24 protein-coding genes and 1 tRNA gene are annotated in these 23073 nt (G+C 69.9%); 9 read left to right on the top strand and 16 right to left on the bottom strand.

Features of this window, described 5'->3' with window-relative positions; all coding sequences use genetic code 11:
* Positions 1 to 95 precede the first annotated feature (95 nt).
* A complete protein-coding gene (locus AAHM41_RS15030; protein ID WP_342237362.1) occupies positions 96 to 911 on the top strand; it encodes an ABC transporter ATP-binding protein in 816 nt (271 codons plus the stop codon).
* An 8-nt stretch (positions 912 to 919) separates the two neighbouring features.
* On the opposite strand, the gene AAHM41_RS15025 is transcribed toward AAHM41_RS15030, so the two are convergent.
* From AAHM41_RS15025 to AAHM41_RS15010, 4 genes are read right to left on the bottom strand one after another with little or no spacing between them, the layout of a single operon-like run.
* Entirely contained in the window at positions 920 to 1363 is a 444-nt protein-coding gene (locus tag AAHM41_RS15025) for a DUF2948 family protein (RefSeq protein WP_342237361.1), read from the bottom strand.
* Between the two features lies 1 nt (position 1364).
* The gene (gene murA / locus AAHM41_RS15020; RefSeq protein ID WP_342237360.1) at positions 1365 to 2648 is read right to left on the bottom strand and encodes a UDP-N-acetylglucosamine 1-carboxyvinyltransferase; all 1284 of its coding nucleotides are present in this window, start codon (positions 2646 to 2648) and stop codon (positions 1365 to 1367) included.
* A gap of 33 nt (positions 2649 to 2681) precedes the next feature.
* Entirely contained in the window at positions 2682 to 3227 is a 546-nt protein-coding gene (gene dcd, locus AAHM41_RS15015; RefSeq protein ID WP_374200720.1) for a dCTP deaminase, read from the bottom strand.
* Positions 3228 to 3239: 12 nt separating this feature from the next.
* A complete protein-coding gene (locus AAHM41_RS15010; RefSeq protein WP_342237359.1) occupies positions 3240 to 3425 on the bottom strand; it encodes a hypothetical protein in 186 nt (61 codons plus the stop codon).
* A gap of 148 nt (positions 3426 to 3573) precedes the next feature.
* Between AAHM41_RS15010 and AAHM41_RS15005 the strand changes: the two genes are divergently transcribed.
* Positions 3574 to 3648, top strand: a tRNA-Thr gene (locus tag AAHM41_RS15005).
* A gap of 163 nt (positions 3649 to 3811) precedes the next feature.
* Positions 3812 to 4981, top strand: coding sequence for an acyltransferase family protein (locus tag AAHM41_RS15000; RefSeq protein WP_342237358.1), 1170 nt, complete (start codon positions 3812 to 3814; stop codon positions 4979 to 4981).
* Positions 4982 to 4988: 7 nt separating this feature from the next.
* Here AAHM41_RS15000 and AAHM41_RS14995 read toward each other — a convergent pair whose 3' ends face one another.
* The 4 genes from AAHM41_RS14995 to AAHM41_RS14980 all read right to left on the bottom strand — a co-directional run bounded on the left by AAHM41_RS14995 (position 4989) and on the right by AAHM41_RS14980 (position 8628).
* Complete coding sequence (locus AAHM41_RS14995) at positions 4989 to 5201, bottom strand: hypothetical protein (RefSeq protein ID WP_342237357.1); 213 nt, start codon at positions 5199 to 5201, stop codon at positions 4989 to 4991.
* Positions 5202 to 5569: 368 nt separating this feature from the next.
* A complete protein-coding gene (locus AAHM41_RS14990; protein ID WP_342237356.1) occupies positions 5570 to 7153 on the bottom strand; it encodes a cisplatin damage response ATP-dependent DNA ligase in 1584 nt (527 codons plus the stop codon).
* Complete coding sequence (locus AAHM41_RS14985; RefSeq protein WP_342237355.1) at positions 7150 to 8166, bottom strand: ligase-associated DNA damage response exonuclease; 1017 nt, start codon at positions 8164 to 8166, stop codon at positions 7150 to 7152. The genes AAHM41_RS14990 and AAHM41_RS14985 overlap by 4 nt, the downstream gene beginning before the upstream one ends.
* 45 nt (positions 8167 to 8211) lie before the next feature.
* The gene (locus tag AAHM41_RS14980) at positions 8212 to 8628 is read right to left on the bottom strand and encodes a hypothetical protein (protein ID WP_342237354.1); all 417 of its coding nucleotides are present in this window, start codon (positions 8626 to 8628) and stop codon (positions 8212 to 8214) included.
* 99 nt (positions 8629 to 8727) lie between these two features.
* Between AAHM41_RS14980 and AAHM41_RS14975 the strand changes: the two genes are divergently transcribed.
* Together AAHM41_RS14975 and AAHM41_RS14970 are read left to right on the top strand one after the other, a co-directional pair.
* Positions 8728 to 9654 carry a PfkB family carbohydrate kinase gene (locus AAHM41_RS14975; RefSeq protein ID WP_342237353.1) on the top strand — a complete coding sequence of 309 codons (927 nt, stop codon included), beginning with the start codon at positions 8728 to 8730 and terminating at the stop codon, positions 9652 to 9654.
* A gap of 8 nt (positions 9655 to 9662) precedes the next feature.
* Entirely contained in the window at positions 9663 to 10577 is a 915-nt protein-coding gene (locus AAHM41_RS14970; RefSeq protein ID WP_342237352.1) for a pseudouridine-5'-phosphate glycosidase, read from the top strand.
* Between the two features lie 151 nt (positions 10578 to 10728).
* On the opposite strand, the gene AAHM41_RS14965 is transcribed toward AAHM41_RS14970, so the two are convergent.
* From AAHM41_RS14965 to AAHM41_RS14930, 8 genes are all read right to left on the bottom strand, one after another.
* A complete protein-coding gene (locus AAHM41_RS14965) occupies positions 10729 to 11802 on the bottom strand; it encodes a lipid A deacylase LpxR family protein (RefSeq protein ID WP_342237351.1) in 1074 nt (357 codons plus the stop codon).
* An 89-nt stretch (positions 11803 to 11891) separates the two neighbouring features.
* On the bottom strand, positions 11892 to 12491 hold the full coding sequence (locus AAHM41_RS14960; RefSeq protein ID WP_342237350.1) for a flavin reductase family protein: 600 nt from the start codon (positions 12489 to 12491) through the stop codon (positions 11892 to 11894).
* Positions 12492 to 12571: 80 nt separating this feature from the next.
* Complete coding sequence (locus AAHM41_RS14955) at positions 12572 to 12805, bottom strand: hypothetical protein (RefSeq protein WP_342237349.1); 234 nt, start codon at positions 12803 to 12805, stop codon at positions 12572 to 12574.
* Between the two features lie 108 nt (positions 12806 to 12913).
* On the bottom strand, positions 12914 to 13423 hold the full coding sequence (locus tag AAHM41_RS14950) for an anthrone oxygenase family protein (protein WP_342237348.1): 510 nt from the start codon (positions 13421 to 13423) through the stop codon (positions 12914 to 12916).
* 42 nt (positions 13424 to 13465) lie between these two features.
* Positions 13466 to 13948, bottom strand: coding sequence for a YybH family protein (locus tag AAHM41_RS14945; protein WP_342237347.1), 483 nt, complete (start codon positions 13946 to 13948; stop codon positions 13466 to 13468).
* Between the two features lie 160 nt (positions 13949 to 14108).
* Positions 14109 to 14873 (bottom strand): 5'-methylthioadenosine/adenosylhomocysteine nucleosidase, encoded by a 765-nt coding sequence (locus AAHM41_RS14940; RefSeq protein ID WP_342237346.1) that lies wholly within the window; start codon positions 14871 to 14873, stop codon positions 14109 to 14111.
* A gap of 59 nt (positions 14874 to 14932) precedes the next feature.
* Positions 14933 to 16336: an amino acid permease gene (locus tag AAHM41_RS14935; protein WP_342237345.1), complete on the bottom strand. Its 1404-nt coding sequence runs from the start codon at positions 16334 to 16336 to the stop codon at positions 14933 to 14935.
* Between the two features lie 221 nt (positions 16337 to 16557).
* Complete coding sequence (locus AAHM41_RS14930; RefSeq protein WP_342237344.1) at positions 16558 to 17544, bottom strand: glycerophosphodiester phosphodiesterase family protein; 987 nt, start codon at positions 17542 to 17544, stop codon at positions 16558 to 16560.
* A gap of 99 nt (positions 17545 to 17643) precedes the next feature.
* Between AAHM41_RS14930 and AAHM41_RS14925 the strand changes: the two genes are divergently transcribed.
* The 4 genes from AAHM41_RS14925 (at position 17644) to AAHM41_RS14910 (ending at position 23059) form a co-directional block, all read left to right on the top strand.
* Positions 17644 to 20115 carry a ligase-associated DNA damage response DEXH box helicase gene (locus tag AAHM41_RS14925; RefSeq protein ID WP_342237343.1) on the top strand — a complete coding sequence of 824 codons (2472 nt, stop codon included), beginning with the start codon at positions 17644 to 17646 and terminating at the stop codon, positions 20113 to 20115.
* Positions 20116 to 20185: 70 nt separating this feature from the next.
* The gene (locus AAHM41_RS14920; protein ID WP_342237342.1) at positions 20186 to 21940 is read left to right on the top strand and encodes an adenylate/guanylate cyclase domain-containing protein; all 1755 of its coding nucleotides are present in this window, start codon (positions 20186 to 20188) and stop codon (positions 21938 to 21940) included.
* An 82-nt stretch (positions 21941 to 22022) separates the two neighbouring features.
* Positions 22023 to 22637: a hypothetical protein gene (locus AAHM41_RS14915; RefSeq protein ID WP_342237341.1), complete on the top strand. Its 615-nt coding sequence runs from the start codon at positions 22023 to 22025 to the stop codon at positions 22635 to 22637.
* Positions 22634 to 23059 (top strand): hypothetical protein, encoded by a 426-nt coding sequence (locus AAHM41_RS14910; protein ID WP_342237340.1) that lies wholly within the window; start codon positions 22634 to 22636, stop codon positions 23057 to 23059. Before AAHM41_RS14915 ends, AAHM41_RS14910 begins: the two co-directional genes overlap by 4 nt.
* Positions 23060 to 23073: the final 14 nt, after the last annotated feature.

The following is a 23073-nucleotide window of genomic DNA, read 5'->3' as shown; positions in this document are numbered from 1 at the left end:
TGGGGCCTCTCCGCGGGGGGCGCCCCCCCCGACGCGGCGACCGACCCGAAGGCCTTCTACACCAACGACTTCCTGCCGAAGTGAGCGGAGCCGAGATGAGCCGGGCGAGGCTGCAACTGGTCGAGACGGCGGAGGCGGCGCCGCCCGCCGTCATCGCCGTCGAGGGCGTGTCGAAGACCTATCGCGGCCGCGACGGCGAGGTGCCGTCGCTGGCGCCGCTGGACTTCACCATCGACGAGGGCGAGTTCCTGGTGCTGGTCGGCCCGTCCGGCTGCGGCAAGTCCACGCTGCTGCGCATGATCGCCGGCCTGCTGCCGCCCAGCACCGGCCGGATCCGGCTCGGCGGCCGCACGGTCGACCGGCCGCATGGCGACGCCGGCATCGTGTTCCAGAACGCGCTCTTGCTGCCATGGCGCAACGTCCTGGCCAACGTCATGATGCCGGTCGAGGTCAAGCGCCTGCCCCGCGCCCCGCATCTGGAGCGGGCGCACCGGCTGCTGCGCATGGTCGGGCTGGAGGGGTTCGAGGCCAAGCTGCCCTGGCAGCTCTCCGGCGGCATGCAGCAGCGGGTGTCGCTGTGCCGGGCGCTGGTGACCGACCCGTCGATCGTGCTGATGGACGAGCCCTTCGGCGCGCTCGACGCCATGACGCGGGAGCGGATGAATGTCGAGCTGCAGCGGATCCAGCGCGAGACCCGCAAGACCATCCTGCTGATCACCCATTCGATCCCGGAGGCGGTGTTCCTGGCCGACCGGGTGCTGGTGATGAGCGAGCGGCCGGGGTCGATCGCGGCGATCTACGACGTGCCTTTGCCGAAGCCGCGGTCGCTCGACATCATGGGCGACCCGCGCTTCGTCGAGCTGACCCAGCGCATCCGCGGCCATTTCCGCGCCCAGGGCGGGCTGGACTGACCGACTGGTCAGTCTTCCGGGTGCTGCGGCTTCTGCGGTGTCGGCCAGGGCTCGCCGCGGTCCTCCAGGATCACGTCGATGCCCTCGCCGAGCAGGCGCAGGGAGGCGTCGCCGGCGAAGCTGAGCAGGAGGCCGCCCTCCTCCGCCGTCACCGCCAGCAGGTCCAGCATGCGCGCCCGGTCGCGCAGGTCGAGCTTTCGGCTCTGCACCGAATCGATGCCCTGGAAGCGCACGCCGCACAGGGTGCGCTGCCAGAACTCCTGGCCGTCGACCAGCTGCGCCGGCTGCTCCCAGCAGAAGCGGTTCAGCGCCATGACGAAGCAGCGCTCGGGCCGCAGGAAGGTGATGTCGTGCACCGGCACGATCGCGTCCTGCAGCGCCGCGGACAGGACCGCGAGGTCGTCCGCGTCGCGGGCGCGCAGGCGCAGGGGGACGGTCGTGTCGGCCGCCATCTCAGTCGCTCTTCAGCCGGGTGATGTCGGCGCCGCAGCCGGCCAGCTTCTCCTCCAGCCGCTCATAGCCACGGTCGAGGTGGTACACCCGGTTCAGCACCGTCTCGCCCTGGGCCACGAGGCCGGCGATCACCAGCGAGACGCTGGCGCGCAGGTCGGTCGCCATCACCGGGGCGCCGGTCAGCCTCGGCACCCCGCGCACCAGGGCGGAGGCGCCGTGCACGGTGACGTTGGCGCCCATCCGGGCCAGCTCCGGCACGTGCATGAAGCGGTTCTCGAAGATCGTCTCGGTGATCATCGAGGCGCCCTTGGCCACCGTCATCAGCCCCATCATCTGGGCCTGCAGGTCGGTCGGGAAGCCGGGATAGGGCTCGGTCATCACGTCGACGCCGACCAGGTCGCCGCTGCGGCGGACCTTGAAGCCGTCCGCCGTCGGCTCGAACTCGACCCCGGCGCCGCGCAGCACGTCGGCCGCCGCCTCGATCAGGTGCAGGCTGGTGCCGACCAGCTCGACCTCGCCGCCGGTCGCGGCCGCGGCCATGACATAGGTGCCGGTCTCGATCCGGTCGGCGACGATGCGGTGCGTCGCCCGGTGCAGCCGCTCGCGGCCCTGGATCCGGATGGTGTCGGTCCCCGCCCCTTCGATCTCGGCCCCCATGGCGGCGAGGCAGGCGGCGAGGTCGACGATCTCCGGCTCGCGCGCCGCGTTGACCAGCACGGTCTCGCCGCGGGCCAGGGACGCCGCCATCATCAGGTTCTCGGTGGCGCCGACCGAGACCTTGGGGAACACGATGCGGCTGCCCTGCAGCCCGTTCGGGGCGAGGGCGTTGATGTAGCCCTCGGTGACCTCGATCTCGGCGCCGAGCTGCTCCAGCCCCATGATGTGCAGGTCGACCGGCCGGCTGCCGATGGCGCAGCCGCCGGGCAGCGACACCTTGGCATGGCCCTCGCGCGCCACCAGCGGCCCCAGCACCAGCACGCTGGCGCGCATCTTCCGCACCAGGTCATAGGGGGCGGTGGTGCTGCGGATGCGGCGGGCCGTCAGCTCGATCACCCGGCCCTGGGCGCCGTCGGAATCCGCCCCGTTCAGCGCGATCTCGACGCCGTGCTGGGCCAGCAGCGTCGCCAGGGTGGAGATGTCGACCAGATGCGGCAGGTTGGTCAGGGTCAGGGTCTCGTCCGACAGCAGCGCCGCGGCCATCAACGGCAGCGCCGCGTTCTTCGCCCCGCTGATCGGAAGCCGGCCCCGCAGGGGGCGCCCGCCCCGGATACGAATCTTGTCCATCTTGGCTCCCCCGGGCCCTGGAATGAGGTGAGGCTAAAGCTTCGGCAGGGTGACGCCGCGCTGGCCCATGTATTTGCCGGCCCGGTCGGCATAGGACACCTCGCAGGGCTGGTCGCCCTTGAGGAACAGGAACTGGCAGGCGCCTTCGTTGGCGTAGATCTTGGCCGGCAGCGGCGTGGTGTTGGAGAATTCCAGCGTCACATGCCCCTCCCATTCCGGCTCCAGCGGCGTGACGTTGACGATGATGCCGCAGCGGGCATAGGTCGACTTGCCCAGGCAGATCACCAGCACGTCGCGCGGGATGCGGAAATACTCGACCGTGCGGGCCAAAGCGAAGCTGTTCGGCGGGATGATGCAGACCGGCCCCTTGCGCTCGACGAAGCTCTTCGGATCGAAGTTCTTCGGGTCGACCAGGGCGCTGTCGACATTGGTGAAGACCAGGAACTCGTCCGAGACGCGGGCGTCGTAGCCGTAGCTCGACAGGCCGTAGGAGATCGTGCCCTCGCGCTTCTGCCGCTCGACGAAAGGGTCGATCATCTTGTCCTGGAGCGCCCGCTCGCGGATCCAGATATCGGACATGATCGTCACGGCCTAACCCCTCGCCTCATCGTCGCGGCCGGACTCCTTGTCCTGCGCGCTCGCCTCGTCCTCGACCGCCGCCCGCCCCCGGCTCTGCGCCTTGCGCCGCGCCAGATTGGCGCGCAGCGCCGCCGCCTCGCGCTCCTGGCGCGACCCGGTGCCGGGCTTCGCTGTCGGGGGTCGACGCTGATCGGTCATTTCGGCTTTGGTATGGCCGATGCGACGCCGTTACGCAACCGGAGCGGAGGGGCGAACGGCGCGGAATGAAGGTAATCGACGAACCCTTCGGAAAAGCGCTTGCACCACCCCCGACGCTATGGCAGGTTCCGCGCCGCCTCAAAGGCGGGCTGCCGTAGCTCAGTGGTAGAGCACTCCCTTGGTAAGGGAGAGGTCCTGAGTTCAATCCTCAGCGGCAGCACCAGCGATCCTCGGGAAATCTCGGTTTCCCGCCGGCATGGCCAGGATCGCCGTTTCGCCACACTCTCGACGACTTCGACAGCCACTTGGTACATGGGGTGAGCCTGACCGATCCAGGCGCGGGGCGTTGCCGCATCCCGTCAACCGGCCTGCATCAGGTGGACCGCATGCAAGACACCGACCGTAGCGACGCCAGCCGGATCGGGTGCCTGGACGGGCTGAGGGGGCTGGCCTCGCTCTGGGTGCTGATCGGGCACGGTCTGCTGCTTTCGGGGTGGCGCGTCCCGGTTGCCGCCTCGCCGGATTTCGGGGTCGATCTGTTCATCATGATCTCCGGCTTCCTGATGGCGTTCCACTACATGCGGCGGCGGCAGCGCGAGCCATGGGAAGCACCGTCGACCTGGGTCGCGTTCTGGATCAGGCGATTCTTCCGGATCGCGCCGCTCTACTACGTGACGCTGGCGATCGCGATCACCAGCGGCCCCTGGCTCGGGGATGCGCGGCTGGAGATCGCCGCCGTCGTCCCCGCCTCCATGACCAGCATGGCGCGATACACGGATCAGAGCCTGCAGAACGTCCTGCTGCACCTCTCCTTCGCGTTCGGCCTGCTGCCCGATTACGGCTTCCGCACGGCACTGCCGGATTGGAGCATCGGGCTGGAAATGCAGTACTATCTGGTGCTGCCATTCCTGATGCTGATCATCGGCCGAATCGGCTGGCTGGCCGGCGCCTTGGCCGGCGCCGCCGGCGGAGTCCTGCTGTTCAGCATCAGCCCGGCCTTCTTCGACAGCTTCGAGATGCCGTCCGTGCTGGCGCTGAAGCTGCATGTCTTCCTGGCAGGAATGCTGTGTGCCGCGGCCATCGGGCGGTCGCGGCGCGTCGTGCTGCTCTATGTCCTGCTGGCCGTCCTGCTGGCCGCCATTCCGATCGGCGGCCGCACCGGGCCCGTCGCGCTGGCGGCGCGGGCGATGATCGCTTTCGGGATGTCCGGACTGATCCATCACGCGGTGTTTGGAGGCCGGTTGGCGCGGGCCCTGTCGCGGATGGCTGCCATGCTGGGCAGCCGGCCGTTCCACCTGCTGGGCGAGGCCTCCTACGGCGTCTACCTGACGCATCTGCTGGTGCTGCTGCCGGCCGCCGCCTTCGTCTCGACGACATTGGGCGCTGCGACACCGGCGCCAGCCCGCTTCGCCCTGGCGATGGCGATTACCCTACCGATCGTCGCCGCCGCCACCTGGCTGGCCTACACCACCATCGAAATGCCCGGACGGGCGCTGGGCCGGCGCCTCCTCGCGTCCCCGATCCTACGCCGCTTCGCCGCCAGCCCGGCCCGATAGGCCGGCCTCAGCTGGCGATGCCTGCAACCCGCGGCAGCGCCGCCGTGCGCCCGAGATCCCGGGCGGCGCGCTCGGCATCCGGGACGGTCCGGAAATCCTGTCCTTCGAGATGCTGGAAGCGGGAATCGGAAGCGTAGAAGCGGAAGCCGCGCTTCTGGGCGACGACAATGCCGATCGCCTCGCCCGCGACCTCGATCGTGAACGCTTCGGAACGAACCATGGTGGACCTCTGCGGAGACGGCGCACAACGCGCCGGGCAATGACGAGAGCGACGGAAGAACATGACGGCAGGACCGTCAGTTCCGCCATCGCCCGGCCGGGTGATCCGAGGTCGGGAGGGTCGGTCTGATGCCTGTCGCCAACATGTCATCCTTCCGTGTCCTTGCCGCGTCCCTCCGAAGAAAGCGCACGGCTCCTCGCCCTGTTTCGGGGCGCGACTCGTCTGCTGGCATCAAGTGCTCGGCGACCTTCATGAGGGGCCGCTCTTGCCGTCGACCCTCGCGCAGCCGGCGATGACTGTCAACGCTTAATACGTGGGCAATGTGCATAAAATTCATTGTCAAATGAAAGTGATGTTAAATCGAAGTATTACTCGACGATCATTCGTTCCAGCGTCTCCAGCCGGTCGGCCTCCGCCGCCGGCTTGTCCCAGCGGATGCGGTGGATTCGGGGGAATCGCATCGCGACTCCGGATTTGTGGCGGGTCGAGCGGTGGACGCTGTCGAAGGCCACTTCCAGCACCAGACGCGGCTCGACCTCGCGCACCGGGCCGAAGCGCTTGACCGTGTGGTTGCGCACCCAGCGGTCGAGCTGCGCCAGCTCCTCGTCGGTGAAGCCGAAATAGGCCTTACCCACCGGCACAAGCCGGTCCCCCTCCGCCTCGCTGCGCCAGGTGCCGAAGGTGTAGTCGGAGTAGAAAGACGACCGCTTACCGTGGCCGCGCTGGGCATACATCAGCACGGTGTCGAGGGTCAGGGCGCCGTGCTTCCACTTGAACCATGGCCCCTTCGGCCGGCCGGCGACATAGTCGCTGTCGCAACGTTTCAGCATCAGCCCCTCGATCGCCTGGGCCCGGGCGCCATCGCGCAGCTCCGCCAGCTCGTCCCAGCTCTCGAACGAAATCATCGGCGACAGGTCCATGCGCGCCGGCCGCTCCCGCGTGATCCAGGAATCGAGCCGCACCCGCCGGGCATCGAAGGGCAGCGGCCGCAGATCCTCCTCGCCCTCGAACAGGATGTCGTAGAGCCGCACCCAGGCCGGGTACTCCTCCATCATCCGGGCCGAGATCGCCTTGCGGTTCAGCCGCTGCTGAAGGTCGTTGAACGGCGCCACCACCCCGTCCCGCGCCACCAGCAGCTCGCCGTCCAGCACGGCGTGGAAGCGGATGGTGTCGGCCAGGTCCGGGAAGGCGCCGGTGACGTCGTCGCCGCTGCGCGAATAGATCCGCGGCGGCCGGTCGCCGCGGCCGACCACCTGCACCCGGATGCCATCCCATTTCCACTCGGCCCGATAGGCGGCCGGGTCCAGCCCGGCGATGTCCTCGGCCTCCAGCGGATGCGCCAGCATCAGCGGCCGGAAGGTGGCGCGGTCGCCGATCTCCGGCTTCGGCCCCTGCCCCGACAGCCAGACGAACAGCTCCTCATAGGGCGGCTCCAGCGCGTGCCACAGCTCCTCGATATCGTCGACCGGCTGGCCGCCCCATTCCGCCAGCGCCACCTTGGCGAGGCGCGCCGAGACGCCGATGCGCAGCGCCCCGGTGATGAGCTTCAGGAGGGCGAAGCGCTCCGACGCCGCCAGCGAATCGAGCCAGCGCTCGACCAGCAGCGGCGCCGCCGCGCGCGAGGTGGCCCGCAGCTCCTCCACCACCTCGGTGATGCTCGGCTCGCGGTTGGCGCCGGGCTTCGCCGGCCAGATCAGGGCCACGGTCTCGGCCAGGTCTCCGACGAAGTCGTAGGACCAGCCGAACAGCGCCTCGTCGACCCGCTCGATGGCGAGGTTGCGGATGGTCGAGGCCTTGGCGGCGGCGAAGGTCAGGTTGCCGGTCAGCGCCGCCAGGGCCCAGCCGCGGTCGGGATCCGGCGTGTGCTCGAAATAGTCGGCCAGCAGCCGGATCTTGCCGTTGCGCGACGGCATGTAGACCAGCCCCTCGATCAGCGCCGCAAACGCCTTCATGCGCTGTCGTCCTCCTCAAAGCCGATCAGCGCCAGGGCCCTGGCGGCGCGGCCCGACTTGCGGACCTGATGGATCAGAGCCTCCTCCCTTCCATGGGTGACCCAGACCTCGCCAGCCTCCACCTCCTCGATCGTGGCGCAGAGTTCGTCCCAGTCGGCATGGTCCGAGATGATCAGCGGCAGTTCGACCCCGCCCTGCCGGGCGCGCTGGCGCACCCGCATCCAGCCCGAGGCGGCGGCCACCACCGGGTCGGGCAGGCGGCGCGACCAGCGGTCGGCGGCGGCCGAGGGCGGCGCCAGCACGATCTGCCCGGCGAGCTCGACCTTGGACGCCTCGGTGGCCGGCAGCAGCGGCCCGAGCGGCACGCCGAGCGATTCGTAGAGCTCGCACAGCGCCTGCAGCGCGCCATGGACATAGATCGGCCGCTCCCAGCCGGCCCGGCGCAGCAGGCGGATCACCCGCTGGCACTTGCCGAGGGCATAGACGCCGACCAGATGCGCCCGTTCCGGGAACAGGGCAACCGAGTGCAGCAGCTTGCCGATCTCCTCCCCGTCCGGCGGGTGGCGGAACACCGGCAGGCCGAAGGTCGCCTCGGTGACGAAGACGTCGCAGACGACCGGCTGGAACGGCAGGCAGGTCTGGTCCGGCCGGCGCTTGTAGTCGCCGGACAGCACCACCCGGCTGCCGGCATGCTCCAGCACGATCTGGGCCGAGCCCAGCACATGGCCGGCCGGCACGAAGATGACGTCGACCTCGCCGATCCGCATGGTCTCGCCCAACGCCACCGGCTGCAGGCTGCGGCCGGCCTCCTCGCCGTAGCGGGCGCGCATGATCGCCAGCGTCTCAGCCGTCGCCAGCACCGCGCGGTTGTTCGGCCGGGCATGGTCGGAATGGCCGTGGGTGACCAGCGCCCGGTCGACCGGCCGCACCGGGTCGACATGGAAGCCGCCGGGCACCACCAGCAGGCCCTCTGGCTGGACTCGGATCCACTGGTCGGGGCGCGGCGTCGGCATGGCCTCAAGGATAAGGGACGGATCGAGACGACGCCAAACGCCGCTTCAGTCCAGCGACGCCACCGGAATCGGCTTGCATGGGAGGTCCTCGCCCTCGGCCCGCTTGGCCAGCCAGACGCCGGCGAACTGGTCGGCGAAGTACCATTTGCCGCTGAATCCGGACCCGCCGTCCTTGAAGGCGAAGGTCACGGTGCCCGTACCGAACTTGTCGCTCCAGGTGAAGCGGTAGAGGCCGCCGCCCAGGGCTTCGCCGTCGCTCAACTGGCCGTCATAGGGGCCGGCGGTGGAGTCGATCACGTGATAGCAGCCGCCGCGCTTCTCCGGCAGGAAGGTCAGCATCGACGGGGCCAGCACGCCGCCCGAGGTGACCTGGCCGCGATAGGTGCCGGCCGGCGCCGACTGCCCCTGGGCCAAGGCCGGGCCGGCGAACAGCAGGACGATCAGGAGGACGAGGCGACGCATGGCCGGGATGCTGCCGGCTGCGGCGGCGCCGCGCAACCCCGGATCTTGCCTTTCGCCGGCGGCCGACGCAGGGTGCGCCCGATCCTGAGACGAGACCGCATGTCCCTGCCCGTCTGGTGCTTCGGCGCCGCCCATATCGACCGCCAGGCCCACGCCCACCGCGCGGTGCGGCTGGGCACCTCGAACCCGGTGACGATCCGCACCAGCCTGGGCGGCGTCGCCCGCAACGTGGCCGAGACCCTTGCCCGGCTGGGCCTGCCGGTCGGGCTGGTCAGCCGCATGGGCCACGATCCTTCGGCCGATCGGATCCTGACGGAGATGGCGCGGCTGGGCCTCGACCTGTCCCTGGTCGGCCGGTCGGAGACCAGCGGCACCGCCAGCTATACTGCGGTGCTGGAGCCGGGCGGCGAGATGGCGGTCGCGATCGCCGATATGGGCATCTATGACGAGATGGGGCCCGAAGCCCTCGCCTCGGCGTTGGCGGCGGCGCAGCCGGCTTCCGCGTGGTTCGTCGATGCCAACCTGCCGGCCGAGGGGCTGGCCGCCGTGCTGTCCCATCCGGGACGGCCGGCGCTGGTGGCGGTCGACGCCGTGTCCTCGCCGAAATCCGAGAGGCTGCGCGGCCTCCTCGGCCGCATCGATCTGCTGTGCCTGAATCGCGACGAGGCCGAGGCGATCACCGGCCAGCCGGTCACCGACGAGGCGACGGCCTGGGCGGCGCTGCGCCGGCTGCGCGCCGAAGGCGTCGGCCGCGTCGTGCTGAACCGCGGCAACGCCGGCGCGCTGATCGCCGATGCGGCCGGCGAGGCCACGGTTGCCATCTGCCCGGCCGAGGTCGTCGACGTCACCGGCGCCGGCGATGCCGCCGCAGCCGGAACCCTCTACGGCCTGGTCACCGGCCTGACCCTGGCCGAGGCCGCCCGGCTCGGCCGCGCCGCCGCGGCCCTGGCGCTGGAGGCGCCGACCGCCGTTCCCGAAACCCTGACCGCCGACGCGCTGCGCCGACGCGCCCTGATCTCCGCGTGAGGATCCTGATGAACCGCCTGCTGTCGATCGCCCCCGAGGTCTCCGCCGCCCTGGCCGCCGGGCACCCGGTGGTGGCGCTGGAGAGCACCATCATCTCGCACGGCATGCCCCATCCGCAGAATCTGGAGATGGCGCGCCGGGTCGAGGCGATCATCCGCGAGGAGGGCGCGGTGCCGGCCACGATCGCGGTGGCCGACGGCCGCATCCATGTCGGCCTCGACGACGCGCTGCTCGAGCGCCTGGCGACGGCCAAGGACGTGGCCAAGCTGTCGCGCCGCGACATGGGCGCGATCCTGGCCTCGGGCGGGCTCGGCGCCACCACCGTCGCGGCGACCATGATCGGCGCCCATCTCGCCGGCATCCGGGTGTTCGCCACCGGCGGCATCGGCGGCGTCCATCGCGGCGCCGAGACCAGCTTCGATATCTCCGCCGATCTGGAAGAACTGGCGCGCACTCCGGTGGCGGTGGTCTGCGCCGGCGCCAAGTCGATCCTCGACCTGCCGAAGACGCTGGAGTACCTGGAGACCCGCGGCGTGCCGGTGATCGGCTACGGCACCGACACCCTGCCCGCCTTCTTCTGCCGGTCGAGCGGCCTGGCCCTGGCGCTGCGCCGCGACACGCCGGAGGAGGTCGCGGCCGTACTCGCGGCCCAGGCGGCGCTGGGCTTCCCGGCCGGGGCGGTGATCGCCAACCCGATTCCGGAGGCGCACGCCCTGCCGGAGGCGGAGATCGACACCGCCATCGCCAGCGCCTTGGCCGACGCCGGCCGCGAGGACATCGCCGGCAAGGCGGTGACGCCCTATCTGCTGGCCCGGATCGTCGCCCTGACCGAGGGCCGCAGCCTCACCGCCAACATCGCGCTGGTGGAGCACAACGCCCGGGTCGGGGCGCGGATCGCCAAGGCCTGGGCGGCGCTCGGCTGAGACAGCCTCAGAGGCCGTTTCGGAAGTCGCTCCGACGACCATCTGACGTGGTTTTCTAGAACCGGAGCGCAGCGGACGTTTGGTCCGTGAGCACCGGAAGCGGAGAAAACCGCGTCAGATGGTCGTCGGAGTAGAGTTCCGGAACGGCCTCTCAGAACCGCCAGGACAGGGTGAAGGCCCCATACTGGCTGAAGTGGTTCTTCTGCTCCTCGAACTCCTGGGTCCGGTACACATGGGTGTAGGCGATGCGGATGTCGTCGATCTGGACCGCGAGGCCGAGTTGCAGGTCGCCGACGAACGGGTTCTTGGTGACGTGCGGGCTGTCCTCGAAGGTGTTGCCGTCGAGGAAGATGTTGCGGGCCACCGCCCGGCCCTCGACGCTGGCGAACAGGTACCAGCTGAAGCCGCTGGTCGGGATGAAGAAGTCCGACCCCGGCACGCTCGGCCGGATCCGCGGCGGCCCGTAATCGGCCGGCAGGTCGAAGCCGAGCCGCGCCGTGGCGCCGACCGAGGCCTGGGTCAGCACGTTGCCGAGGCTGGCGCCGACATAGGGCGACAGGTCGAAGCCGATGCCCAGCGGCGCGGCGGCGTAGAGGCTGCGCCAGGTGCGCTCGTAGCTCAGGATCACGCCGGGCTCGTTGTGCAGCTGGTGCTTCCAGCCATGCGCCTTCTCCGAGCCGATGATGCCGTGCACCGTGTTCTGCACCTGCTCGCCGATCGCATAGGGCCCGACGACACCGAGCTGCAGTTCGAGCCGGTCGAGCCGGTCGCCGGAATCCGCCAGAACGGCGGCGCTGCCGTACAGCCAGGCGGCGTAAGGCCGGTCGTTCGGGTCCGGGTCGCGCAGCGAGATGTCCTTCGGCGTGTACAGGCTCTGGCCGAGGGACAGGGTGGACCGAATCGGCGCGGCATCGGGGAACAGCGGGAAGGCCCGGGCCGCGGTGGCGAGCCAGTCCGGCGTTCCGGTCTCCGAGCTGGTATAGGCGAAGCGGAAACCGTTGGTGTAGCCGCGGTCGGTGTTGGCGAAGACGTCGTTCTCGAGGCCAAAGCTGATGAAGGCGCCGGGATCCTCCTCCAGCGGCCGCGGCGCCTGCGGCGTCGAGGTCACGATCGCCGGCCGCTTCGGCTCGGCCGGTACCTCCTGGGCTGAGGCGAAGGCCGGCAGCAGCGCGACGCCGACCACGGCTGAAACTGAAGACCACCGGAACCCGGTGCGAAAACCCATGCTGCTCCCCTTCCCTCACAGCCCGTCACCGGGCTCCTCGGCAAACGGAACGGCAGGTCGGCGCAACGGTTCCCGGCCGGAGGGGTGGTTCAGCGCGGGCGTTGCATGCTGAACACAGTGTCGAGCACGCCGTAATCCATGTAGCCGAGGCGCGAGATCGCGCGCCGGGACGACAGGTCGATGCGGCCGTCGACGATCACCGACTCGTCGATATGGATCGAGACCACCTCGCCGATCACGATCGCGCCCGGCACCGTCTCACCGGCCGCGGTGGCTAGCGGCACCGACTTGACCCAGCGGCATTCCAGCGCCGCGGCGGCGGCCGCGACCCGCGGCGGCTTCACCAGCCGCGACGGCGCCATCTCCAGCCCGGCCAGCTCGGGCTCGCTGACCTCCGGCCCGACCGAGGCCGAGGTGGTGTTCATCTGCTCGCGCAGATCCCAGGTGGCGAGGCTGGCGACGAACTCGCCGGTCGCCTCGGCGTTGGCTTGCGAATCCTTCGGCCCGCTCGGCGCGAACATCACCATCGGCGGCCGGTCGGCCACCGCATTGAAGAAGCTGTAGGGCGCCAGATTGACTATACCGTCGCGGCTGACCGTGCTGATCCAGCCGATCGGCCGCGGCACCACCAGGGCCTTGAACGGGTCGTGCGGCAGGCCGTGGTTGCGCAGCCGGGGTTCGTAATCCATGGGCGATCTCGCGGTTCCGGAGACTCGATAGAAGAGGATCGGACGCCTGCGATTCAAGACGGCCCGGTCGCCCTTGCCGGTTAGAATCCCACCCTGGACGCCCCCGTCTTGGCGTCGCGGAACCGGATGGCGACGACCTCCGACCGCAGGATGACGGTCTCGGTGCCGTCATGCGTCAGGTGGACGAGATCGCGCGCGGTCCGGACGTCGTGGGCGGGATGCTCATGCCCGCCGCGGGTGAACAGCACCAGCGACGCCCCTGGCCCCGCGGCCCGGAGCTTCCGGGCATAGTCCTCGATGATCGCTGCGTCCATGGCCTCCTCCGCACCCGCCCCGTTTCGGGGCCGACGGTCAGGACCATGATGTCATTCGCTGCGGACCTGTCGAGCCCGTGCTGCACGACGCGGCGCGATGTCCGCGCTTCAGAGCGCCACGCTGATCGCCAGCGCCAGAAAGCCGATCGACGCGAGGATGGCCCTTACGACATGCGAGCGTTCCCACCGGTCGCGATAGGCCGTCCAGTTCTCCTCGACCGACGTGCCGGATGCGGCGCGGTGCAACGGGTCGAAGGCGAAGAATCCCTTGCCCATGCTCTTCAGGTCTCGATTCCGCAGCCAGAAGCCGTTCACCGGATGGGTCTGCAGCCAATAGACGGCATGCATGGCGACCAGGGCGACGAAGGCTGCTGCCACACACCAGAAATCCGTGCTGCCGGCCGGCGTCAACAGCAGCAGGACCAGCACGGCCACGATGCCGGCAGCCTCACCGAGGCCGCCGGCCCAGGTAAAGCCGGGATAGTAGATCGGCTGCACGGCCAGATACGCCTCCTTGCCGAGGCGCATCTTGCCGGGTCGTTCCAGTGCATGGGCCAGGGCCGGCGTCATCGCCAGCGCGACGAGGCTCAGGCTGAGCACCTGCAGGGTCGGAAGCATGCTCCGTCTCCTCCGGTTCCGGAAGGAAACGGGCCGACTCCGTCAGAAGTTCAGGTTGCGGATGATCTGCCACTGCCCCGACGGGCTGCGCTGCCACACCGTCAGATAGAGGCCGCCGGAGGTGTGGCTCTCGCCCTTGGCGTCGACCTTGGTGGTGCCGCCATGGCCCCATTCATAGATCAGCCCGTCGCGGATGACCTGGATGCCGTCCTGCTGGATGGTGCCGCCGGTGATCTTGCTGCCGGGCGTCAGCCGCTCCTTGAGGAAATCCTCGATCGCCGCCCGGCCGGCATAGGTCCTGCCGTTGCCGAGGATGAACATGGCGTCGTCGGCGAAGGGCTCGGCGGCGCGGTGGACGTCGCCCGCCTGCAGCGCCGGCACCCAGTCGGCATTGGCCTTGTCGATCACCGGCCTCGCCGAGGCGAGGTTCTGCTCCGGCGTGGCCGCCGTGGCGGCCAGGGACAGCGACATGCGGAGCATGGACATGCCGAGCATGAAGGCGGCGAACGGAAGACGGATCGCCATCGGGGCTCCTCCTTGCAATCTGCCGGTCCGGCTTGGGCTCGATGCCGGATCTCCGGGATACTATAACCAGCAAGAAGGTTAGATCACCTTAAAACGCGGCCATGCGACGGCCGCTCGACGCGGCCGCTCGTCCGTCTCGGAGCGTCTGGCAAGGATCCGGCTACAGCACCGTCGAGATCCGCCCGACGACGCGGGCGGCGATACGGGCGGCGGCGTCGAGGAAGGCGCGGAAATCCATGTGGCTCTCGCTGCCGGCGAGGTCGCTGAGCGCCCGGACCACCACCACGGGCACGCCGAAGCGCTCGGCCACCGCCGCCACCGCCGCACCCTCCATCTCGATGGCGACACCGCCGAATTCGCGCTGCAGCCGCTCGCGCTCCTGCGTGTCGTTGAGGAAGATGTCGCCGGTCAGGATGGTGCCGAAGATCAGCCGGGACCGATGCGGCTCTCCGCCGGTTGCCGCGGCGCCGAACCCACCGATATCAATGCCTTCGAGAGCGTCCCTGATCTTCTCTCTGAGGTTCTGATCCAGGCTGTAGCCGGTCTCCTCCGGGAAGCCGGGCAGCGGCGGCACGCCGGGCTGGTAGGGCTTCAGCCGGCCGCCGACCCGGGCGCCGTAGTCGTGCATCACCAGCCGGTCGGCCACCACCACGTCGCCGATGGCGAGGTCGGGGTCGAGGCCACCGGCGACGCCGGAGAACAGCAGCGAGCTGCATTTGAACTCCTGCAGCAGCAGGGTCGCGACCATGGCGGCGTGGCTCTTGCCGATGCCCGCCTCGACCGCCACCAGGTCGCGGGTGCCGAGCCGGCCGAGGCGGAACCGGCAGCCGGCGATCTCGCGCTCGGTGCGCACCACCAGATCGTCATGCGCCGCCAGCTCCTGCGGGATCGCCGCCATCAGCCCGATCGGTCCATCCGCGCGCATCGCATCCTCCGCTCTTGTCGCCGCCCCTTATGCGCCGGCCCGCCCGCCGGCGCAAAGGGTCAGGACAGACCGAGCGCGGGCCGGCGCCGGCCGCCGGTCAGCAGGTAGCCGACGATCAGCAGCGCGAACCACACCGGCGCGACATAGAGCGCCACCCGGGTCGACGGGTCGAAGCCGAGGAACACCGCCACCAGCACCAGGAACGCCACCACCAGCCAGTTGGCGGCCGGCGCGCCCGGCATGCGGAAGCCGACGGCCGCCGACCGGCCCTCGGCCACGGCGCGGCGGTAGCCGAGATGGGCGATCATGATGATGCCCCAGGTCCACAGGCTGCCGACCAGCGAGATGCTGGTGACCCAGATGAAGGCCTCCTCCGGCACCACGTAATTCAGCCCGACGCCGATCAGCATCACCGCGGCCGAGGCGGCGATGCCGGCCACCGGCACATGGTTGCGGCTGACCCGGCCGAAGGCGCGCGGCGCCTGGCCGGACCGGGCCAGTGTGAACAGCATGCGGCCGTTGCTGAACAGCCCGCTGTTGCAGGACGAGGCGGCGGCGGTGATGACCACGAGGTTGATCACGTCGGCCGCGGCGGACAACCCCAGCTTGTCGAACACGAAGACGAAGGGGCTGGCGTTCGGGTCCAGCTGGGTCCAGGGCAACAGCGACATGATCACCGCCAGCGCGCCCAGGTAGAAGATCAGGATGCGCCAGATGATGCCGTTGGTGGCGCGCGGCAGCACCTGGGCCGGGTCCTCGGCCTCGCCGGCGGTGACGCCGATCAGCTCCACCCCCTGATAGGCGAACATCACCATCTGCAGCGCCAGCACGGCGCCGAGCATGCCGAAGGGCAGGAAGCCGCCATGCGACCACAGGTTGGAGACGCTGGCCCCCTGCCCCAGGTCGCCGATACCGAAGACGATCACGGCCAGCCCGCCGAGGATCAGCGCGACGATGGTCACGACCTTGATCAGCGCGAACCAGAATTCGAGCTCGCCGAACAGCCGCACCGCCACGATGTTGACCAGGGTCAGCACGGCCAGCGTCGCCAGCGCCGGGATCCATTGCGGCACGTCGGGCAGCCAGTAGTGGACATAGACGCCGACGGCGGTGATCTCGGCCATGCCGATCACCACCCACATGAACCAGTAGGACCAGCCGGTGGCGAAGCCGGCGAAGGGGCCGACGAACTCCTCGGCATAGGTGGCGAAGGACCCGGCCACCGGCTTGTGCAGCAAGAGCTCGCCCAGCGCCCGCATGATGAAGAAGATGGCGATGCCGCCGATGGCGTAGCTCAGCAGCAGCCCCGGCCCGGCCTTGGCGATCGCCTTGCCGGAGCCGAGGAACAGCCCGACGCCGATGGCGCCGCCGATCGCGATCATGTGGATGTGGCGGCTCTTCAGCCGGCGGGCGAGATCGCCGCCTTCGGCCGCGGCGCCGGACGATTGGCTCACAGGGCCCATCGCGCTTCCTCCTGGTTTCTTCGAGCCTGAAGCCCGTCGGCCGGCATCTTAGGAGGGAAAGGAAAAAACGCATCAGAGTTGTTATATAATTTCGTGTCGTATCATCCGGGCCACCACGAAGGATAGTTCTACAATAATCGCTAAAACTGAATCGATATTTGTATGATGAAAGACCTTGGATCGTCCGGAGAGTGCAGACAGCAAAGACGGATTGTCCCGATTCATTTCTTCAGAACAGCGGCGAACCGGTCGATCCGGTCCGTCTCGATGCCGCCGGCATAGCCGTCGGCGATCAGATCGGCGATCTGTGCCGGCTCCTCGATGCCTTCGGAGAAGCCGCCGCTCCACGGGCCGATCAGGAAGACCGGCGTGCCGGCCGCCTGCATCCGGGCGACGAAAAGATGTGGCCAGCCCCACAGCCAGGGCGCGACGTTCGACGGCACCAGCAGCACCGACCGCCGGCAGGGCTCCGGCATATGGCCGGTCCAGCCCAGCGCGGCGTAGGTGACGAAGCAGTCCTTGATCGAGGCGCGGGACATCGAGCGAAAGTCGGGCAGCCGCTCGCGCAGCACCGATATCGGCCGGTCACCGCCATAGACAGCCAGCAGGTCGCGGCGATCCTCCGGCAGGGCGGCGAGATACCGGGCCAGAAGCTCCCCTTCCGCCGGATCGTTGCTCTTGACGTTCAGCAGGAAGCGGCGGCCGGAGAATGCCTCCAGCACCTGGTCCAGCGACGGCATCAGCCCGACGCCTTTGCCCCGGAACGGGAAGGTCTTGCCGCTATCGGCGGTGTAGCCATGGCCGATATCGAGCGCCTGAAGCTCGGCCAGGCTGTGATCGCGGGTGACGCCGTGGCCGTCCGTGCGGCAGTCGACGGTCCAGTCGTGGAACACGGCGAAACGACCATCCGTCGTCGGCTGGATGTCGAACTCGACCACGCCGGCGCCGAGATCGAAGGCGGCGCGCATCGAGGCGATGGTGTTCTCCAGATAGGGATGCTCCGGCGGCAGCATCCGGGCGGCGGTGCAGGTCTCGCCGGTCAGCCCCGTCCGGTCGAAGCCCTGGGCCAGGCCGCGATGCGCCAGCAGCACCGGCTTGCCGCCCGGCGCGCCGTGCAGCCAGGAGCTGTTGCTGGCGAAGGCGAAGGCGGCAAACACGCCGAAGGTGACGAGAACAAACACTAAACGCTTGCGTGTCCGGCGGGTCATGGGCTGATCTGTCCGGGTGACGGGGTCGGCGCAGGCTGCCTCCCGATCATGGCCGAAACGGCGCGGTGCCGTGATGGTTGGATGTCGAGGCGCAGGCCCATGACCGCATTGGCGGAGACCGCCGAACCGCTGCTGCCGCCGGCCTTCCTGGGCTGGTTCCGGCACAAGGGCTGGACGCCGCACCCGCATCAGTTGGAGATGCTGCAGGCGGCGCGCGACGGCACCCACGCCCTGCTGATCGCCCCGACCGGCGGCGGCAAGACCCTGGCCGGCTTCCTGCCGACGCTGACCGAGCTGGCGGAGCGGCCGCGTGAAGGGCTGCACACGCTCTACATCTCGCCGCTCAAGGCGCTGGCGGTCGACATCCACCGCAACCTGGAGCAGCCGATCGCCGAGATGCGGCTGCCGATCCGGGCCGAGACCCGCACCGGCGATACGCCGCAGATCAAGCGCGAGCGCCAGCGCCGCCACGCGCCGCAGATCCTGATGACGACGCCGGAAAGCCTGGCGCTGCTGCTGTCCTATGGCGACGCCGACCGCATCTTCGGATCGCTGCGCTGCGTCATCGTCGACGAGTTGCACGCCTTGGCCGGCACCAAGCGCGGCGACCTGCTGGCGCTCGGCCTCGCCCACCTGGCCACCCTGGCGCCGGGCGCCCGCCGGATCGGGCTGTCGGCCACGGTGGCGCATCCCGACGCGCTGGTCGCCTGGCTGTCGCCGACCGGCCATGCCGACCCGGCCTTGGTGCGCACGGTGCGCGGCCCGCCCGGGATCAAGCCGGTCGTCGAGATCATGGAGACCGAGAGCCGGCGGCCCTGGGCCGGCCATATGGGCACCTATGCGGCCAAGGACCTCTACGACCGCATCCGCAAGGCCGGCACCACGCTGCTCTTCGTCAACACAAGGGCGCAGGCCGAGCTGGTGTTCCAGGCGCTGTGGCGGCTCAACGACGAGGTGCTGCCGATCGCGCTGCACCACGGCAGCCTGGCGGCCGAGCAGCGCCGCAAGGTCGAGGCGGCGATGGCGCGGGGCGAGCTGCGCGCCGTGGTCGCCACCTCCTCGCTCGACCTCGGCATCGACTGGGCGGCGGTCGACCTGGTGATCCAGATCGGCGCGCCGAAGGGCGCAAGCCGCCTGCTGCAGCGCATCGGCCGGTCGAACCACCGCTTCGACGCGCCTTCGGTCGCGGTGCTGGTGCCCGCCAACCGCTTCGAGGTGCTGGAGTGCCGCGCCGCCTCCGACGCCATCGAGGCGATGACGCTGGACGGCGACCCGCCCGCCCCCGGCACGCTCGACACGCTGGCGCAGCACCTGCTGGGCTGCGCCTGCTCCGCCGCCTTCGACGCCCGGGCGATGCATGCCGAGGTGCGCCGGGCCGCGCCCTATGCCGGCCTGACCCGCCGCGACTTCGACGACGTGCTGGATTTCGTCGCCCATGGCGGCTACGCGCTGCGCAACTACGACCGCTTCCACCGGCTGAAGCAGGATGCCGAGGGCCGCTGGAAAGTGGCCAGCGCCGTGGTCGCCCGGCAGTACCGGATGAATGTCGGCACCATCGTCGAGGAGGAGATGCTGAAGGTCCGCCTCTCCGGCGGCTTCGGCAAGGTGCTGGGCGAGGTCGAGGAGTATTTCGCGCAAGGGCTGGTGCCGGGCGACACCTTCATGTTCGCGGGGCAGCTGTTGCGCTTCGAAGGCATCCGCGAGATGAGCGTGATCTGCAGTCGGGCCGCCAGCGGCGAGCCGAAGGTGCCGGCCTATGCCGGCGGCCGCATGCCGCTGACCACCCATCTGGCCGACCGGGTGCGGCGCCTGCTGTCCACCCCCGCCCACTGGGCCGGGCTGCCGGACGACACCCGCGAATGGCTGGAGCTGCAGCGCGACCGCTCCGGCCTGCCCGGTCCCGGCGAGCTGATGATCGAGACCTTTCCGCGCGGCGGCCGGCACTACATGGTCGCCTACTGCTTCGAGGGCCGGCAGGCGCACCAGACGCTGGGCATGCTCATCACCAAGCGGATGGAGCGCGCCGGGCTGGGGCCGATCGGCTTCGTCGCCACCGACTACGTGCTGGCGACCTGGAGCCTGGAGCCGGTGACCGATCCGGCGCCGCTGTTCGACGAGGACATGCTGGGCGACGATCTGGAGGCCTGGATGGGCGAATCCAGCCTGCTGCGCCGTACCTTCCGCAACGTCGCCGTGATCGCCGGGCTGATCGAGCGCCGCATGCCCGGCGAGCGCAAGACCGGCCGCCAGGTCACGGTCAGCGCCGACCTGATCTACGACGTGCTGCGCCGGCACCAGCCCGACCATGTGCTGCTGCGCGCCACCCGCGCCGACGCGGCCCGCGGCCTGGTCGATCTCGGCCGCGTCACCCTGCTGCTGAAGCGCGCCCGGCGCAAGCTGACGCTGCGCGCCCTCGACCGGATCTCGCCCCTGGCCGTGCCGGTGCTGCTGGAGATCGGCCGGGTCAGCATCGCCGACGGCGCCATCGACACGATGCTGGAGGAGGCCGCCGCCGAGATGATCGCCGAGGCCACCCCGAAGCGGGGCGAGAGAGGCCGAAAGCGGGCCTGACCGGCCGACATCGTTTGTCGCCCCGGTCCGGATTTGCTAAAATTGCGTCTTTCGGGGCGAGGACGAGCCCATGGAACGGCCGGAGGTCCAGCGCAGGCTGGCGGCGATCCTGGCGGCGGATATGGTCGGCTACAGCCGGCTGATGGAAGCCGATGAGTCCGGCACCCTGGCGCGGCTGAAGACCCATCGGCTCGAGCTGATCGACCCGGCGATCGCCAAGACCCGCGGCAACATCGTCAAGACCACCGGCGACGGCCTGCTGGTCGAGTTCGCCAGCGTCGTCGACGCCGTGACCTGCGCCGCGGAGATCCAGCGCCGCATGGCCCGGCGCAACAGCGACGTCTCGCCGGCCCGCTGGATCCAGTTCCGCATCGGCATCAATCTCGGCGACGTGATCGTCGAGGATGGCGACCTGTTCGGCGACGGCGTCAACGTTGCGGCGCGGCTGGAGGCGCTGGCGGAGCCGGGCGGGATCTGCGTGTCGGGCGCGGTGCGCGATCAGGTCGGCGACCGGCTCGATTTCGGCTTCGACGATCTCGGCGAGCAGGCGGTCAAGAACATCTCCCGGCCGATCCGCGTCTACCGGGTCCGGCTCGACACGGTGGCGGCGGAGGCCCCGTCCGACGTCGCTGCCGCCGTTCCGGCCGCGACCAAGCCCTCCATCGTCGTGCTGCCCTTCGCCAATATGAGTGGCGACCCGGAGCAGGAGTTCTTCGCCGACGGGCTGACCGAGGACATCATCACCGAGCTGTCGCGCTTCCACGAGTTGCTGGTGATCTCGCGCAACTCCGCCTTCGTGCACAAGGGCAAGGCGGTGAAGGTGCAGGACGTGGCCCACGAGTTCGGCGTCCACTACGTGGTCGAGGGCAGCGTGCGCAAGGCCGGCGGCCGGGTGCGGGTCACGGTGCAGCTGATCGACGCCGAGACCGACCGCCACATCTGGGCCGAGCGCTACGACCGCGACCTGGCCGACATCTTCGCCATCCAGGACGAGGTGACGTCGGCGATCGCCGCCACCCTCCCCGGCCGGGTCGAGGCCGCGGCGCGCGACCGGGCGAAGCGGAAGACCACGGACAATCTGGAAGCCTATGAATGCCTGCTGGCCGGCAAGGTGCTGCACCACCGGTCGACGCGCGACGACAATACCCAGGCGCTGGCGATGCTAGACCGTGCCATCGCCCTCGACGCGAAATACGCCCATGCCCATGCTTGGCGGGCCTGCGTGCTGGGCCAGAGCTGGGTCAATGGCTGGTGCGCCGACCGCGACGCCACCTGGGACGCCGTGGTCGGCGAGCTCGAGACCGCGATCGCCCTCGACGACAACGACGCCGATGTCCACCGCATCCTGGCCGCCGTCGCCCTGGCGCGGGACGAATTCGACAAATCCATGTACCACCAGGAACGGGCGATCGCGTCGAACCCGAATTACGACCTGATCGTGGTGCAGCAGGGCGAGATCCTGACCTGGCTCGGCCGGCCGGAAGAGGGCATCGACTGGATCCGCAAGGCGATGCGGCTCAACCCGCATCACCCGGAGCGGTTCTGGAGCCATCTCGGCCGGGCCTATTACACCGCCCGGCGCTATGCCGAGGCGGTGGAGGCCTATAGCCACATCACCAAGCCCGACCACAGCCATCACGCCTTCCTTGCCGCCGCGCTGGCCTGGATGGGCGACTCCACCGCCGCCGGCGCCCATGCCCAGGCGGTGCTGCGGATCGATCCGGCCTTCACGACGGAGGCGTTCCTGGCGACCCTGCACTACAAGCGGGACGAGGATCGCGCCCATTGCCGCGACGGCCTGCTCAAGGCCGGGCTGCCCGCCTGATCGCCAAGCTCACCAGATGTGTCCTGCCGCCGCCCGAGGGATTCGTTAGGATCGGTCCGCACGGCGGAATCGGGGAGACGTGATGGCGGAGGATGCGGACGGACGGGATCGCCTGGCCCGGGCCAAGGCGGCGCTGGCGCTCGACGCCTCGCCGGCAAGCCGGGCGCGGATCGACTCCGGCTATGAGGCGCTGTGCGTCGACCTGGTCAGCGAATGGGTGCTCGGCGAGCGCCGGTACGAGAGCCAGGGGCAGCAGGCCGAGGCCTGGGTCGCCCGGTTCTACGACGCGCTGCACAGCGACGAGCAGCCGGACGCGAACCGGATCTATGCCCGCTACCAGCTCGGCCTGCCGCGGGCGCAATACCTGGCGCGGCTGCTGCGCGCCCGCCGCACCGCGCAGTGGCGGGCCGCCGCCCGGACCGAGCTGCGCCAGGTGCTGGAGCGTACCGAAACCGACGCCCGCGCCGCCGCCGAGGCTGGCCGGGCCCAGGTGCAGCGCTTCGAGCTGAGCCTGTCGCGCGGCGGCTATGACGAGCTCGTCACCCTCTACGACACCGTTGCGGCGGCGATCACCAAGGGCGACCGGCCGGCACCGCCGGCGAAGAAGCCCTCGTCGCCCACCCTGACCTGGTTCTCGATCACGGCGGAGGCGATCCTGGCCCTGCTCGATGCGCTGGGCCGGGAGGGCCGGCCATGACCAACCCGCTGTCGCTGCTCAGCCCGCTGCTGACCCTGGCCGGCCTGGTCGGCAGCTTCTTCTACATCCAGCTCAGCCAGTGGCTGCGCGACCTGCTGGCACTGCGCCAGAAGATCGAGCTGAACCGATTCGCCGGCGACGAGGCGCAGAAGCGCGCCATCGTCGAATGCCGGATCGAGTACCGCCGGCTGGCGACCTGGCACACCTACGCCGTCAATCTCAGCGTGATCGGCTTCGTGCTGTTCATCCTGGTGCTGGGACTGCTGATGATCCGCCCGGCCGCCGCCGACCCGATGTACGACTATCTGGCGACCGCGCTCTGGGTCTTCCTGGTCCTGTTCGTCGGGCTCGCCTCCGGGCTGTTCTGGCTGGGCCACCGCAAGGCGCAGGAGATCGGGGCGATCCTGGAGCCGAAAGCCTGACCGCCCGGACCGCA

Source organism: Inquilinus sp. OTU3971, from assembly GCF_038440215.1.
This window is presented reverse-complemented; position numbering and strand designations above follow the sequence as displayed.

What these genes read in the sequence shown, in the direction of transcription:
- AAHM41_RS15030 (WP_342237362.1), top strand. Translation starts at nt 96, where the DNA reads ATGAGCCGGGCGAGGCTGCAACTGGTCGAGACGGCGGAGGCGGCGCCG.
- AAHM41_RS15025 (WP_342237361.1), bottom strand. Translation starts at nt 1,363, where the DNA reads ATGGCGGCCGACACGACCGTCCCCCTGCGCCTGCGCGCCCGCGACGCG.
- murA (WP_342237360.1), bottom strand. Translation starts at nt 2,648, where the DNA reads ATGGACAAGATTCGTATCCGGGGCGGGCGCCCCCTGCGGGGCCGGCTT.
- dcd (WP_374200720.1), bottom strand. Translation starts at nt 3,227, where the DNA reads ATGTCCGATATCTGGATCCGCGAGCGGGCGCTCCAGGACAAGATGATC.
- AAHM41_RS15010 (WP_342237359.1), bottom strand. Translation starts at nt 3,425, where the DNA reads ATGACCGATCAGCGTCGACCCCCGACAGCGAAGCCCGGCACCGGGTCG.
- AAHM41_RS15000 (WP_342237358.1), top strand. Translation starts at nt 3,812, where the DNA reads ATGCAAGACACCGACCGTAGCGACGCCAGCCGGATCGGGTGCCTGGAC.
- AAHM41_RS14995 (WP_342237357.1), bottom strand. Translation starts at nt 5,201, where the DNA reads ATGGTTCGTTCCGAAGCGTTCACGATCGAGGTCGCGGGCGAGGCGATC.
- AAHM41_RS14990 (WP_342237356.1), bottom strand. Translation starts at nt 7,153, where the DNA reads ATGAAGGCGTTTGCGGCGCTGATCGAGGGGCTGGTCTACATGCCGTCG.
- AAHM41_RS14985 (WP_342237355.1), bottom strand. Translation starts at nt 8,166, where the DNA reads ATGCCGACGCCGCGCCCCGACCAGTGGATCCGAGTCCAGCCAGAGGGC.
- AAHM41_RS14980 (WP_342237354.1), bottom strand. Translation starts at nt 8,628, where the DNA reads ATGCGTCGCCTCGTCCTCCTGATCGTCCTGCTGTTCGCCGGCCCGGCC.
- AAHM41_RS14975 (WP_342237353.1), top strand. Translation starts at nt 8,728, where the DNA reads ATGTCCCTGCCCGTCTGGTGCTTCGGCGCCGCCCATATCGACCGCCAG.
- AAHM41_RS14970 (WP_342237352.1), top strand. Translation starts at nt 9,663, where the DNA reads ATGAACCGCCTGCTGTCGATCGCCCCCGAGGTCTCCGCCGCCCTGGCC.
- AAHM41_RS14965 (WP_342237351.1), bottom strand. Translation starts at nt 11,802, where the DNA reads ATGGGTTTTCGCACCGGGTTCCGGTGGTCTTCAGTTTCAGCCGTGGTC.
- AAHM41_RS14960 (WP_342237350.1), bottom strand. Translation starts at nt 12,491, where the DNA reads ATGGATTACGAACCCCGGCTGCGCAACCACGGCCTGCCGCACGACCCG.
- AAHM41_RS14955 (WP_342237349.1), bottom strand. Translation starts at nt 12,805, where the DNA reads ATGGACGCAGCGATCATCGAGGACTATGCCCGGAAGCTCCGGGCCGCG.
- AAHM41_RS14950 (WP_342237348.1), bottom strand. Translation starts at nt 13,423, where the DNA reads ATGCTTCCGACCCTGCAGGTGCTCAGCCTGAGCCTCGTCGCGCTGGCG.
- AAHM41_RS14945 (WP_342237347.1), bottom strand. Translation starts at nt 13,948, where the DNA reads ATGGCGATCCGTCTTCCGTTCGCCGCCTTCATGCTCGGCATGTCCATG.
- AAHM41_RS14940 (WP_342237346.1), bottom strand. Translation starts at nt 14,873, where the DNA reads ATGCGCGCGGATGGACCGATCGGGCTGATGGCGGCGATCCCGCAGGAG.
- AAHM41_RS14935 (WP_342237345.1), bottom strand. Translation starts at nt 16,336, where the DNA reads ATGGGCCCTGTGAGCCAATCGTCCGGCGCCGCGGCCGAAGGCGGCGAT.
- AAHM41_RS14930 (WP_342237344.1), bottom strand. Translation starts at nt 17,544, where the DNA reads ATGACCCGCCGGACACGCAAGCGTTTAGTGTTTGTTCTCGTCACCTTC.
- AAHM41_RS14925 (WP_342237343.1), top strand. Translation starts at nt 17,644, where the DNA reads ATGACCGCATTGGCGGAGACCGCCGAACCGCTGCTGCCGCCGGCCTTC.
- AAHM41_RS14920 (WP_342237342.1), top strand. Translation starts at nt 20,186, where the DNA reads ATGGAACGGCCGGAGGTCCAGCGCAGGCTGGCGGCGATCCTGGCGGCG.
- AAHM41_RS14915 (WP_342237341.1), top strand. Translation starts at nt 22,023, where the DNA reads ATGGCGGAGGATGCGGACGGACGGGATCGCCTGGCCCGGGCCAAGGCG.
- AAHM41_RS14910 (WP_342237340.1), top strand. Translation starts at nt 22,634, where the DNA reads ATGACCAACCCGCTGTCGCTGCTCAGCCCGCTGCTGACCCTGGCCGGC.